We start from the raw sequence: 11,721 nt of genomic DNA on the forward strand, positions 1-11,721 counted from the left end.
AAGTTCCGAGTTCATACCTAACGTCTCCCATGCCGACCATCCTCACCTGCACCGACGGCTCGCCCTATGCGCCGAGCATCTACCGTCTCGCCGCCTGGGCCGCCGCCCGCACGGGCGCGGAAATCCATGTCCTCCACGCCATCGAGCATCACGAAACGCCTGCAACCGGCGATCTCAGCGGGAACCTCGGCTTCAGCGCGAACGACGAGCTCCTCGAGGAGCTCACCCGCCTCGACGAGACCCGCTACCGCGTCGCCCGCCTGCGCGGCAAGGCGATCCTCGGGGATGCGGCAAAGCGGTTCGCTCCCGCCGCCGTCACCACCACCCAGCGCCATGGGTCGCTGGTCGATGCCATGGCCGATTTCGAGGGGGAATCCGATCTCATCGTCCTCGGGAAACGCGGCGAGCACGCTGATTTCTCCAAGGGCCACCTCGGCAGCAACCTCGAGCGCGTCGTCCGTTCCGTGAAAATCCCGGTGCTCGTCGCCGCCCGCGAATTCAGGCCGGTGGAGAGTTTCACCGTCGCCTTCGATGGCGGCCAGAGCGCCCTGAAGGCGATCCATTACCTCGCCACCCAACCTCTCCTGAAGGACGCGGAGTGCGACCTCATCGCGGTCGGCAAGGCGGATTCGGAACTCGCCCGGTCGCTCGATGTCGCGGCCGCCACCCTCAGGGCTGCGGGCTACACGGTCGCCTCGCGGCTTGTCCCCGGAGATCCCGAGGAAGTCATTTCCGCGAGGGTGAGGGAAAGCGGCAGCGACCTGCTTGTCATGGGCGCATACGGCCACTCCCGGATCCGCGAGCTCATCCTCGGCAGCACCACCGCCGGGCTGATCCGCACCTGCCACGTGCCGGTCCTGCTGTTCCGCTGAATTCCGGCCTCAGGATTTCCCCTTCGCCGCGGTGATCACGGTGAGGGAAACGCATTTGTTTTTCACGATGCCCCATAGGCCCGGTTCCTTCGAGAAACGGTCCCACGCGATCGCTTGGCCGCAAAAGCCGACTCCGCCCTCTGTACGGACGTATTCCAGTTTATCCCCGTGGATCCTCAGCACACAGGCTTCAGCGAGATCGTGGCCGGTGGCATAGAGCATGCCGTCCGGCCCCCAGGATCCGCCGGAACAGCTCATCGTGCCCCAGCTTGCGACGGCTTCCTCCGGAAAACGGTGGCTCTTCTCCTCGATGAATTTCCCGTTTTCCCGGCGGTAATGGATGAGCTTGGTCTCCTTGTTCTTTGCCCTTCCATAGACGGCATAACACATCCACCAGGTCCCGTCGCCGCGCCTGTCGATCCATGTGAGGGAACCATGCGTTGGGGGCATTCGGATTGTCTCCACATGGTCGAGCTTTTCCCCCGTGACATCCCAGATCTCAACGGTGCATTCGTTGGGAGCGACCGGAAAGCGGGAGTGGGCGCAATGGAGCTTCCCATCGATCACGGTGCCGCTGTTCAGGTGCCTGAAGTGCTTGAACTCCGCCCGCTTGGTGTCCGCTTTCCAGACGGTGACCGCCGCCCCGGTGACTTTGTCGCACTTGCGGATCTCGGTGTTGCTGATTGCGTATATGTATTCCCCGTCGACGGCCACCCCTTGGCTGGCCTTGATCGGGAAGCTTCTGAGCACCTGGTTCCCTGCGCACAGGGGATACGCCTGGACGATAAGCGCCGCCGCGAAAACAAACGGACTCGCGATCGGCGGCATGCAGCCAAGCTAGCCATCCCATCGGAGCAGCTCAATCCCTTATTAACGCGCAAACCTTCCTTGGAAGTTGAATCTCCGGCCCCGGGGTTGCACCATTCCCCGTGTCCTGGATCCTTACGAAACTGATCCGCTTCTACCAGCTCGCCATCTCGCCTTGGCTGCGGGCCGTGAGCGGCGGCCATGGGGTTTGCCGCCATGACCCGACCTGCAGCCACTACGGCATCGAGGCGATCAAAATCCACGGGGCGCTCAAAGGCTCCTGGCTGACAATCCGCCGTCTGCTGCGCTGCCACCCGTGGGGGACTCATGGCTATGATCCGGTTCCGAAAAAGAAGGCCTAGGCCGGCCTGACCATGGCCCAGCCGTTCGGCCACGAAAGGCGCAGCCTCATCCCGTAAAGGCGGCCGAGGTTTCCCGGTGTGACCACGGCCTTCTTCTTCCCATCTGCAAGGATCCGGCCTTCCCTGAGAAGGATCACCCGCTCGATCTCAGGCAGGATCTCGCCGGGGTCGTGGGTCACAAGTACGATGTTTCCCGTATTTGCGGCGATGCCGCGCAGCCTCTCCAGAACGGCAAGGCGGCCGCCGAAATCCAGGGCGGTCGACGGCTCGTCGAGGACAAGGATTTCGGGATCATGCACCAGGGCGCGGGCGATCAGGAAACGCCGTTTCTCGCCGGAGGAAAGCTGCCCGAAGAGCCTGCCCGCAAGCGCGCCGACCCCGGCCCCTTCCATCGCGCGCGCGGCGCTTTGCTTTTCGGATGCCTTGAAACGCATGTCGCCGGTGCGCCCGTAGGCGCCGCGGAAGGCGGAGCGGACGACATCCGCCGCGATCTCCCCCGGATCGAACCTCGCCACCTCCTCGGGCATCACCAGGCCTATCCTATGGCGCAGTTCCTCAAGGTTCCAAAGCTCCTCGCCGAAAAGGCGGCAGCAGGCTCCCGGCACGGCCTCGACCCGCACCTCGCCGGTCATCAGCTTGAGCAGGCTGCTTTTCCCCGCCCCGTTTGCGCCGAGGATCGCGACGTTCTCGCCGCGGCGCAGCGTCAGGTTCAGGTCTCGCAGCGCGAGGACATCGCCGCGCCAGACATTTGTGTTCCGGATCTCGAAAAACGGCGGGTTCATTTCACGATCAGCCCCCTCACTTTCAGGTCCCTGCCGAGCCGTTCACGGCTGATGCCGGTGAGCGCCAACGATTGGGGGGATTCCACCCCGAGCAAGGCCGGCACCGTGTCGCCGCAAATGATGGGCGCATGATAGATCACGGCCTCGTCCACAAGGCCGGCGGCGATCATCGCAGCGGAGAATTTCCCGCCCGCCTCGATCATCACGGAAAGCACCCCCTGCTCGCGCACCAGCCCGCGCAGCGTCCCCTCCATGTCCGCGCGGCCGCGCAGCAGCGTCCTTCCCTTCCATTCATCGGAAAACAGGGGGGCATCCAGCGGCATGGTTTCCGGCTGATCCGTCACCACCACCCGCCACGGCTGCTCCCGTCCCTCCAGCAACTCCGGCAAGCGGATCGTCAGCGCGGGCTTGTCGCGGCGCACCGTCTCTCCGCTGGTCAGGATCGCATCCACCTCGCCGCGCAGCCGCTGGACATCCGCCCTCGATTCCCCGCCGCTCAGCCACTGGCCTCGCCCTCCGGCCTGGTGATTTTTCCCGTCCAGCGACATCGCGCATTTCCAGATCACCCACGGCAGGCCGGTTTGCTGGGACCTTGGAAAACGGCCTCAGGATTTCCGCGCACTCCTCACGCAAGACCCCTTTGCCTACGGCGATTTCCCGCTGCCGCGAGCACGGCATCCGCGGCACCGGCATGCGCCGGATTCGGATCCTCGCACGCATAGACGACCCGCGAAACCCCCGCCGCCGCCAACCCGCCGGTGCAGGCCGGGGTTCTCCCAAGCGTCGAGCACGGCTCCAAGGTCACATAAGCCGTCGCCCCCACCGTGCAGCCCTTGCCGTGGGCTTTTTCCGCCGCCGCAATCGCCTCCACCTCCGCATGGGGCATCCCGGCCTTGCGGTGAAATCCGCTCCCCAGCAGCAACCCGTCCTTGACGATCACTGCGCCGACGGGGGGGTTCGGCGCCGTCCTGCCGACGCCTTTCCGCGCCTCCGCAAGGGCAAGAGCCATCCATTTCCCGTCCTCCATTCCCGGAAAATGTCGCCCGCCCCCCGCCAAGTCCAGCCCTGAACGGGATACGCAAGGCGGCTTTGGTGAAATTTTGTTGCCAAGCCCCGCCACTTCCTTAACCTCAGCGCCATGTTGAAACGTTTCGCCATGCTAGTGCTCCTGGCCGCCACCGCTCTTGCGGCATCATCCTGCTGCTGCCTCTTCTAACCATACCCACAGAAATCAATCCGATGAAAAAACTCCTCAGCCTCTTCGCTCTCCTCGCCCTATCCCTGGGCTTCTCCTCCTGCTGTTCGCTGTTCGGCTCGCAGACAGGCACCGCAGGATACCGCACCACCACCAAACAGGTGAAAACCTGCGGCTACGACATCGTCACCGAGCAGGTGAATGTCGGCGGCAGCAAGAGCGGCAAGGGCGGCATGATCGAGACCATCGAGAAAAAGGTGCCGCGCTACAAGACCGTCACCAAGAAGACGCGTGTCCCATGCAACCAGTGCGTCCGCCTCTACTGCCCGAAAAAGGACTGCTGCGGCTCCACCTCCGAGGCTTTCCTGAAAATGTCCACCGCCCAAGGGCCGGTCGGCAGCCCGCACATCGGCCTCGTGCCGACCATGCGCAAGCTCGCCGAGTAGGGCTTTCCACTTCCTGTTTTCCAAAAAGCGCGGTTCGGCCTTGTCCGTCCCGCGCTTCTTACTTTCCGGATGGCACAAAAAGGGCTGGAAATACCCCGGCTTTCTCCCATCCTTCCCGCCTACCTCCACTTTCCACACAGCACATGTCAGTAAACATCGAAATGCCCAAGCTCTCGGACACCATGACCGAAGGCACCCTCATCAAATGGCACAAAAAGGTCGGCGATAGCGTCGAGATCGGCGACATCCTCGCCGAGGTCGAGACCGACAAGGCGACGATGGAGATGGAGGCCTTCGACGAGGGCACGATCACCGAAATCCGTGTGCAGGAAGGCGAGAAGGCCGAGATTGGCGGCGTTTTGGCCGTGCTCGACGGGGATGAGGCTGGCGAAGCCCCCCAGGAGCCGCCCGCCAAGGCCGACAATCCCGCACCCGCTGAAAAAAGGCAGGAGACTCCCGCCGAACCTCAAGCCGCCCAGCCTGCCGCCGCGATATCCGGGGATGGCGGGCGTGTGAAAGCATCCCCCCTCGCGCGCAAGGTCGCCGCCGAGCTCGGTGTCGATCTCTCCGGCGTGGCCGGATCCGGCCCGGCGGGTCGGATTGTCAGGGAGGATGTTGAGAAGGCATCCTCCGCCCCCGCCCCGAAGCAGCCCTCCCAGGCTGCATCCGCCGCGGCAAAGCTTGCGGATGCCGTCAAGGCACGTGCCGGTGGATCCGCATCCGCCCCGGCACCGGCCGCCGCCGCGATCATGCCGACGGCGAAGGAGGGCGACGAGCGCATCGAGCTTTCCTCCATGCGCAAGGTCATCGCCTCGCGCCTGCTCACCTCCAAGACCACCATCCCGCACTTCTACCTCCACCTCGAGGTAGACGCCGCGCCGCTCATGGCACTGCGCAAACAGGTCAACGAGCAGGCGGAGAAGACCCACGGCAACAAGTATTCGGTCAACGATTTCATCCTGAAAGCCACGATCAACGCCGCCCAGGCCGTGCCAGCCGTCAACGCATCCTTTGCGGGCGACCACATCGTTTCATTCAGGCACATCGGCCTCTCCGTCGCGATCGCGGTGGAGGACGGCTTGGTCACTCCCGTCATCAAGCAGGCGGAAACCAAATCACTGCTGGCGATTTCACAGGCGGTCAAGGACTTCGCCGCGCGCGCGAAGGAGAAAAAGCTCAAGCCCGATGAATTCGATGGTGGCACAATCACCGTCTCCAACCTCGGAGCATGGGGCATCGAGTCCTTCGATGCCATCGTCAACCCGCCCCAGGCGGCGATACTCTCCGTTGGCGGAGCCATCGAGAAGCCCGTCGTCAAGGACGGCCAGATCGTCCCCGGCCTGCGCATGAACATCGGCATTTCCGCGGATCACCGCGTCGTGGACGGAGCCGTCGCGGCATCCTTCCTCGCGGAGATCAAGAAACTCATCGAGAACCCGGCGCTCATGCTGCTGTAAGCTGCCGCCGTGGCAATGCTCCGGAGTTCCTCAACGGGATATGAATTGCGCGGCCGGGATCCGGCTGTAGCCTGTGATTTCAAACCATGGACTGGCAAGCAATCACCGCCCTGAGCTGCGTTCTCGGCACCCTCGCTGTTTTTGCCTGGCGCTTTGCTCGCCCCGCGAAGGGCGGGTCCGGTTGCGGGAAAGGCTGCGGCTGCGGGATGGGGAAGAAACCCAAGGCCAACTGATCCCGGAATCTGCGCCGAAACGGCCGTTTTGACCCACGGCAGGAAACGGATTGGGAATTTTCCGGTTTCCGGACTCCGGATTCTGGTATCTCTTGGGCGTATGCCAAGCCCCACAGAGAAGCGCCCCCGCGTCAACGTCCGCCGCCCGGATGTGATGGAGCTGGTATCCGCCGAGGTTGCCGTCCACTACCGGTCCTCGCTCGTCGAGAAAATCAAGGATCAGGGCGGGAAAATCACGCGCGGCAACACCACCCTGCTCCTCGCGCAGGATTTCGGGTTCTGCTACGGGGTTGAGCGTGCGATCGACCTCGCCTACGCCTCGCGCAAGGTTTTCCCGGAGAACCGCATCTTCCTCATCGGGGAAATCATCCACAACCCGGAGGTGAACCGGCAGCTGCGCGAGATGGATATCGTATCTCTCCCATGGCGGGAAATGGATGCGAGCTACGACGAGCTCCTGCCCGAGGACGTGGTCATCGTCCCGGCCTTCGGCGCACCCACGAAATTCATGGAGAAGATCGAGGAGCGCGGCTGCTACACGGTCGATACCACCTGCGGTGATGTGATGAAAGTCTGGCGGCGTGTCCGCGGCTACGCGAAGGACGGCATCACATCCATCATCCACGGCAAGGCAAACCATGAGGAAACCCGCGCCACCGCATCGCGCGCCCTCGGCGAGAACAAGGACGGCCGGTATCTGGTGATCCTCACTCTCGCAGACACCGATTTCGTCTGCGACTACATCCGCAATGGCGGGGACAGGGAGGCTTTCCTGAAACGCTTCGCCGGATCCTTTTCCGATGGTTTCGATCCCGATGTGCATCTGGAAAAAATCGGCGTCGCCAACCAGACGACCATGCTCAAGAGCGAGACGCTGGAGATCCAGAAGCGCCTCGCAGACGCCGTCCAAGGCCGCGATGGGTCGGCGGAAAAGTTCTCCGTTTTCGATACGATCTGCGGCGCCACCCAGGAGCGTCAGGACGCGCTTTTCGAGATGCTCAAAACCAGGATGGACCTGCTGCTGGTTGTCGGCGGCTACAATTCCTCGAACACCGCGCATCTGGTGGAAATCGGAGAGAAGGAGCTGCCCACGTTTTTCATCCGCGACGCCTCGCAGATCAAGTCGCTTGGGGAAATCGTCCACTACGACCTGCACCACCAGCGGGAGACGACCTCGGCGTATGCATCGGCGTTCTCGGGCAAGGATCACGTCACCATAGGCCTCACCGCCGGTGCCTCCTGCCCGAACAACCTCATCGAGGAAACGGTCAGAAAGGTCTTCGGGCTGCGCGGCGAGACGCTGGACTGATGTGGTGCCGCAGCTTTGGCCGGCTCCTTTTGCCGATGCACGGAAACAGGCCGGGGGCACGGCCCCCCATTCAGGCAAGATCCATCACCAGCACTTTCGCCCACATCTCCTTGTGGCCGCCGGAAAAGGCGTCGTGGACCGGATCGGCCTTCTGGTATCTCTCATGGGCTTCCATCGTGTCGAAGCGGAAGGAGATCCCGTAATCCCAGGTATGGTCGGTGACAGGGCGCTGCTCGGTTGGCGCGGGCGTGCCCCAGTGGGCCTTGGAGACGTTGGTGGATTTCGCAAGCCCATCGAGCGCAGCTTCCATCCGCGCGCGACCGGCATCGTTCTTGTATTCTTCCTTCAGCCAGAAATAGACGTGATGTTCCATGCCCCATCCTGCGATGTCCGGCACGGAGATTCCAAGCCCTAAAGCCGCCTGCCCCCCCTTCATGCCCTGGGAAGGGAAATCCCGACAAGCAGCCCGCCCATCGCGCTTTTCCCAGCCGCGACCTTGCCCCCGCAGGCGCGCACGGAGCCCTCCACGATGGCCATGCCCAGGCCGCTGCCGCCGGTGTCGCGGGTGCGGGATCTGTCCGGCCTGTAGAAGGGCTCGAAGAGCCGTTGCTGCTCCTCATCCGCGACACCCGGCCCGTCGTCCTCAATCACTAGATTCACAGTATTTCCCGACAGGTGTGCGGCGATGCTCACCTTGCACCCCGCGCCGGCGTGGCGATGGCAGTTGCGCAGGATGTTGCCGAGGGCGCGGGCAAGGTGCCTGCGGTCGGCTTTCACGCAAAGGCCCGCGGCGATGTCGCACCCCACCGCATGGCCATCGAGTTCCTTTGCGGCAAGCTCGCGGCAGATTCCGGCAAGAGGGATCGTTTCGATTTCCACCGCCGCCGAGCTCGCCCTGGTGAAGGCGAGCAGCTCGGCAACGAGCGCGGAAAGCTCCTCCGCATCCTCATCGATGGATTCGATCCGTTCCGCCTGCCCGCCAGCGGATTCCCGCAGGATGCCGAGGCCGGTGCGCATCCTCGCAAGCGGGGCGCAGAGCTCATGCGCAACATCGCCGAGGAACCTTTTCTGCCCGGAAAGAAGCTGCCCGAGCCGGGCGGACATCTCCTCGATGGATTCGCCGGCGGCACCCAGCTCGTCGTTGCGAGAGGCGCCGATTTTCGTATCGAAACCACCCTCCGCGATTTTCCCCGTGGCCTTGGAAATCCGCCCTGCGTAGCGGGTGATGCCGAGCACGAAGGGCGCCCAGAACAGGATGCTGAACGCCAGCACCGCAAGCCCGCCGAAGAGCCAGGGCCGGTAGTCGAAGAACAGTCCGTTGGCGGAGGCGTTGTCGGATTTCAGGAACAGCACCCCCCGCGGCGGCCTGCCCCGTCCCGGAGACCCGACGGCCAGCTCGATGGCGGCCCAGTAGCTTCCGTCACCCGGATCCCTTGTGAGGAAAAGCGCCCTGGGCTCGCGCTGTTCACGGGGGCGCCCCCCCCGGTCGGGTGGGGGAAATCCGCCCGGCCCGCCCCTTGGTTCGTGCCAGGGCGCTTCGGGTGGTTTCGCCTGTCCTCCGGGCGGCGGCAGTTCCCCTTTTGCGCGTGCGATGATCTCCGCCGGGATTTCCGCCTCCGCCGCATCCGGCCCGAGTTCCCGCTCGGACCGGAAAAGGCCTTCCAGCCCGTAGGGGGAAACCTTCTCCGCGATGATGCCGCCCCACCCGCTTTCGGGCACGTCATCCAGGCTTGCCGAGATATCCTTTCCCAGCGATTCCAGCCGCTCGCCGGTTGTGCCGGTCAGCAGCGAATCCAGCCCAAGCCGGAGCTGCCACGAGACGAAGAGGGCGAACGCCACGGCGAGAACCAGCAGATGCACCGCCAGCCAGGCGGCAACCTTCGCCATCAGCGGGAAGCGCCGCCTCGCCCTCACCCCAACCCCCCTTCCTCAAAGCGGTAGCCCACGCTCCGAACCGTGACGATGAACTGCGGCTTTCTGGCATCGTCCCCGAGTTTTTTGCGGAGCTGGGAGATATGCACGTCGATGGAGCGGTCGAAGACATCGAAGCGCCGTTCGGAAACCTCCTCCAGCAGCGCCTCGCGGGATTTCACCCTGCCCCTCGCCTTCATCAGGGAAACCAGGATCGCGAATTCAAGGGCCGTCAGATCCAGCGGCTCGTCGCGGAGTATCGCGGTGTGGGTGGCCTCGTTGACCCGGAGTTTCCCGGCCACGAGATCCACGCCGCCATCATCCGCAGGCTCCGCCAGCACCGCCCGCCGCGTCACAGCCCGCAGCCGTGCCAACAGCTCGCGGCTGGAAAACGTTTTCGGCAGGTAATCGTCCGCCCCCAGCTCAAGCCCCACGATGCGGTCCGCCTCGTCGCCCATCGCGGTAAGCATCAGCACCGGCACGTTGGAGCTTTTCCGCAGCTCCCGCAGCACCTCGAAGCCGTCCATCCCGGGCATCATCACATCCAGGATCACCGCCTCGTATTCGCCATCCAGAGCCTCCGACAAGCCATCGGTTCCCGTGTGGCGCATGGAGACGTTCCAGCCCATCGGTTGCAGGTAGTCGCGGATCAGGCCGCAGAGCTTGCGGTCGTCATCGACCACCAGCAGCGGCCTGCCTTGCGTGTTCCCGGCATTCGACATGCAGCCATCCTCCATGTCACGCGCACCTCCGCCATCCATTTTACCGAATCTTAACAAAAAAGAGCCGTATCGAAATCATACCGTCACATCGCCCGCCGCATCATCATCCCACTGCAATCAAGCGCAGGGAAACCATGAAAGCAAAACCACTCGCACCAAGCATACTCCTCGCCATCTCGGGATTCGCAATCGCACAGATGCCGCCGCCGCCGGACATCGTCGCCGTCACCATCGACAAGGATCACGACCACAAGCTCACCGCCCGTGAGATCCGCAACGCCCCGAAGTCACTGCTCAAGCTCGATGAGGATGAAGACGGCGCACTCAGCGCCGAGGAGCTACGCCCCGAGCCGCCAGATGGCAGGCGCCGGAAAAAGGACGGGGACGACGCGCAGCTCCAGCCGCCGCCACCACCCCCATCCGCGCTGATGGATGCCATCGACACCGACGGCGATGGCACGCTCTCCAAGGACGAGATCGAGAAATCCGGTGAAACGCTGCTGGAACTCGACAAGGACGACGACGGGAAAATCGACAACACCGAAGCCCCTTCCCTGGGCGAGCCGAACCAAGGCGGCCCTCCAGGCGGCGGTGGCGGGCGCCCGCCGCATCCCCCCGGCCCGCCGCACGGCAGATGATTGTCCCCCCCCAGGAAATGGCAAGGGGCGTCCCCGCAAGGGGGCGCCCCACCATATCAGGCCGTCAAATCCGCGAACGCATCTTCCAGTGTGCGGAAACGGAAGGCGAATCCCGCCTTTTCCAGTTTCGCCGGGACGGCGCGCTGACTTGCCAGCAGCACCCCTGCGAAATCCCCCAGAACCAGCCGCAGGGCGAAGCCCGGCACCGGAAGGAAAACCCAGCGACCCACCGCACGGGCGAGTTTGCGCGTCAGATCCGAATTCCGCTCGGGCACCGGCGCGGTGCCGTTCACCGCACCGCGGATGCCTTCGCTGAGAATGGAAAACACCATCGCGCGGCGCAGGTCATCGACATGGATCCACGGCATCCACTGGCTGCCATCGCCCAGCCTGCCGCCTATCCCAGCCTTGAAAACCCGCATCAGTTTCTCATAAGCCTGCCCGCCTTTCCCTAGCACCACACCGATCCTGAACATCACCACCCGAACCCCCAGCAGCTCCGCCTTGCCCGCCGCCGCCTCCCACTCCGCGCACAGATCCGCAAGGTATCCCGTCCCATGCGGCGATCCTTCGCCGAGAATTTCATCGCCCCGGTTCCCATAGATCCCGACCGCCGAGCCATTCAGCAAGACCCCCGGCCTGCCGCCCTCTGGAAGCGCCGCAATCCTCTCCACGATGTCCTCCGTCACCCCCACCCGGCTTTCATGGAACTCCCTTTTCCTGGCCTCAGTCCAGCGTTGGTCGATGGGCGCTCCGGCAAGGTTCACCACCACATCACAGCCCTGGAAATCCACATCCTCCGGCTTCACCCAACGGGTAACCCCGGACATGTTTCCCGCTCCCTTGCGACTCACGCCTACGACCTCATAGCCCTCCCCGGCCAGCAAGCCCGCCAGCCCGCCGCCGATGAATCCGCTCGCTCCGTAAATCACTGCCCGTTTTCCCATGCCACAGGATACACCCATCGCCACCTGTGCAAAACACGTT

At 64.0% G+C, this 11,721-nt stretch carries 15 protein-coding genes; 7 read left to right on the forward strand and 8 right to left on the reverse strand.

Going from position 1 to position 11,721, the window contains the following annotated elements; translation table 11 throughout:
* The first annotated feature begins 29 nt into the window (after positions 1-29).
* A complete protein-coding gene (locus tag HZ994_10805; GenBank protein QTN32800.1) occupies positions 30-872 on the forward strand; it encodes a universal stress protein in 843 nt (280 codons plus the stop codon).
* Between the two features lie 9 nt (positions 873-881).
* Here the strand turns inward: HZ994_10805 and HZ994_10810 are convergent, their stop codons facing one another.
* The gene (locus HZ994_10810; protein QTN32801.1) at positions 882-1,700 is read right to left on the reverse strand and encodes a hypothetical protein; all 819 of its coding nucleotides are present in this window, start codon (positions 1,698-1,700) and stop codon (positions 882-884) included.
* Positions 1,701-1,801: 101 nt separating this feature from the next.
* Here HZ994_10810 and yidD point away from each other — a divergent pair, with 101 nt between their 5' ends.
* Positions 1,802-2,041 (forward strand): membrane protein insertion efficiency factor YidD, encoded by a 240-nt coding sequence (gene yidD / locus HZ994_10815; GenBank protein QTN32802.1) that lies wholly within the window; start codon positions 1,802-1,804, stop codon positions 2,039-2,041.
* Here yidD and HZ994_10820 read toward each other — a convergent pair.
* Genes HZ994_10820 through HZ994_10830 form a run of 3 tightly spaced genes read right to left on the reverse strand, consistent with a single transcriptional unit; the run spans position 2,038 to position 3,850 of the window.
* The gene (locus HZ994_10820) at positions 2,038-2,823 is read right to left on the reverse strand and encodes an ATP-binding cassette domain-containing protein (protein ID QTN32803.1); all 786 of its coding nucleotides are present in this window, start codon (positions 2,821-2,823) and stop codon (positions 2,038-2,040) included. The genes yidD and HZ994_10820 overlap by 4 nt on opposite strands.
* A complete protein-coding gene (locus tag HZ994_10825) occupies positions 2,820-3,389 on the reverse strand; it encodes a RibD family protein (protein ID QTN32804.1) in 570 nt (189 codons plus the stop codon). The genes HZ994_10820 and HZ994_10825 overlap by 4 nt, the downstream gene beginning before the upstream one ends.
* 59 nt (positions 3,390-3,448) lie before the next feature.
* Entirely contained in the window at positions 3,449-3,850 is a 402-nt protein-coding gene (locus HZ994_10830; protein QTN32805.1) for a hypothetical protein, read from the reverse strand.
* Between the two features lie 212 nt (positions 3,851-4,062).
* On the opposite strand from HZ994_10830, the gene HZ994_10835 reads away from it, so the two are divergent.
* From HZ994_10835 to HZ994_10850, 4 genes are all read left to right on the forward strand, one after another.
* Positions 4,063-4,464, forward strand: coding sequence for a hypothetical protein (locus HZ994_10835; protein ID QTN32806.1), 402 nt, complete (start codon positions 4,063-4,065; stop codon positions 4,462-4,464).
* Positions 4,465-4,607: 143 nt separating this feature from the next.
* On the forward strand, positions 4,608-5,921 hold the full coding sequence (locus HZ994_10840) for a 2-oxo acid dehydrogenase subunit E2 (protein ID QTN32807.1): 1,314 nt from the start codon (positions 4,608-4,610) through the stop codon (positions 5,919-5,921).
* 86 nt (positions 5,922-6,007) lie between these two features.
* Positions 6,008-6,154 carry a hypothetical protein gene (locus HZ994_10845; GenBank protein QTN32808.1) on the forward strand — a complete coding sequence of 49 codons (147 nt, stop codon included), beginning with the start codon at positions 6,008-6,010 and terminating at the stop codon, positions 6,152-6,154.
* A 100-nt stretch (positions 6,155-6,254) separates the two neighbouring features.
* Complete coding sequence (locus HZ994_10850) at positions 6,255-7,463, forward strand: 4-hydroxy-3-methylbut-2-enyl diphosphate reductase (protein ID QTN32809.1); 1,209 nt, start codon at positions 6,255-6,257, stop codon at positions 7,461-7,463.
* 70 nt (positions 7,464-7,533) lie between these two features.
* Here HZ994_10850 and HZ994_10855 read toward each other — a convergent pair whose 3' ends face one another.
* From HZ994_10855 to HZ994_10865, 3 genes are read right to left on the reverse strand one after another with little or no spacing between them, the layout of a single operon-like run.
* A complete protein-coding gene (locus HZ994_10855; protein QTN32810.1) occupies positions 7,534-7,860 on the reverse strand; it encodes a Dabb family protein in 327 nt (108 codons plus the stop codon).
* A gap of 35 nt (positions 7,861-7,895) precedes the next feature.
* Positions 7,896-9,350 carry a HAMP domain-containing histidine kinase gene (locus HZ994_10860; GenBank protein ID QTN32811.1) on the reverse strand — a complete coding sequence of 485 codons (1,455 nt, stop codon included), beginning with the start codon at positions 9,348-9,350 and terminating at the stop codon, positions 7,896-7,898.
* 23 nt (positions 9,351-9,373) lie between these two features.
* Entirely contained in the window at positions 9,374-10,096 is a 723-nt protein-coding gene (locus tag HZ994_10865; GenBank protein ID QTN34373.1) for a response regulator transcription factor, read from the reverse strand.
* A 134-nt stretch (positions 10,097-10,230) separates the two neighbouring features.
* Between HZ994_10865 and HZ994_10870 the strand changes: the two genes are divergently transcribed.
* Positions 10,231-10,734, forward strand: a complete 504-nt coding sequence (locus tag HZ994_10870) for a hypothetical protein (protein QTN32812.1) — start codon at positions 10,231-10,233, stop codon at positions 10,732-10,734.
* A gap of 56 nt (positions 10,735-10,790) precedes the next feature.
* Here HZ994_10870 and HZ994_10875 read toward each other — a convergent pair whose 3' ends face one another.
* Positions 10,791-11,681, reverse strand: a complete 891-nt coding sequence (locus tag HZ994_10875; GenBank protein QTN32813.1) for a TIGR01777 family protein — start codon at positions 11,679-11,681, stop codon at positions 10,791-10,793.
* Positions 11,682-11,721 lie beyond the last annotated feature (40 nt).

The organism is Akkermansiaceae bacterium (assembly GCA_017798145.1).
Lineage (GTDB): Bacteria > Verrucomicrobiota > Verrucomicrobiia > Verrucomicrobiales > Akkermansiaceae > Luteolibacter.

What these genes read in the sequence shown, in the direction of transcription:
- HZ994_10845 (QTN32808.1), top strand. Translation starts at nt 6,008, where the DNA reads ATGGACTGGCAAGCAATCACCGCCCTGAGCTGCGTTCTCGGCACCCTC.
- HZ994_10850 (QTN32809.1), top strand. Translation starts at nt 6,255, where the DNA reads ATGCCAAGCCCCACAGAGAAGCGCCCCCGCGTCAACGTCCGCCGCCCG.
- HZ994_10840 (QTN32807.1), top strand. Translation starts at nt 4,608, where the DNA reads ATGTCAGTAAACATCGAAATGCCCAAGCTCTCGGACACCATGACCGAA.
- HZ994_10805 (QTN32800.1), top strand. Translation starts at nt 30, where the DNA reads ATGCCGACCATCCTCACCTGCACCGACGGCTCGCCCTATGCGCCGAGC.
- HZ994_10820 (QTN32803.1), bottom strand. Translation starts at nt 2,823, where the DNA reads ATGAACCCGCCGTTTTTCGAGATCCGGAACACAAATGTCTGGCGCGGC.
- HZ994_10860 (QTN32811.1), bottom strand. Translation starts at nt 9,350, where the DNA reads ATGGCGAAGGTTGCCGCCTGGCTGGCGGTGCATCTGCTGGTTCTCGCC.
- HZ994_10865 (QTN34373.1), bottom strand. Translation starts at nt 10,096, where the DNA reads ATGTCGAATGCCGGGAACACGCAAGGCAGGCCGCTGCTGGTGGTCGAT.
- HZ994_10830 (QTN32805.1), bottom strand. Translation starts at nt 3,850, where the DNA reads ATGGAGGACGGGAAATGGATGGCTCTTGCCCTTGCGGAGGCGCGGAAA.
- HZ994_10835 (QTN32806.1), top strand. Translation starts at nt 4,063, where the DNA reads ATGAAAAAACTCCTCAGCCTCTTCGCTCTCCTCGCCCTATCCCTGGGC.
- HZ994_10870 (QTN32812.1), top strand. Translation starts at nt 10,231, where the DNA reads ATGAAAGCAAAACCACTCGCACCAAGCATACTCCTCGCCATCTCGGGA.
- HZ994_10810 (QTN32801.1), bottom strand. Translation starts at nt 1,700, where the DNA reads ATGCCGCCGATCGCGAGTCCGTTTGTTTTCGCGGCGGCGCTTATCGTC.
- HZ994_10875 (QTN32813.1), bottom strand. Translation starts at nt 11,681, where the DNA reads ATGGGAAAACGGGCAGTGATTTACGGAGCGAGCGGATTCATCGGCGGC.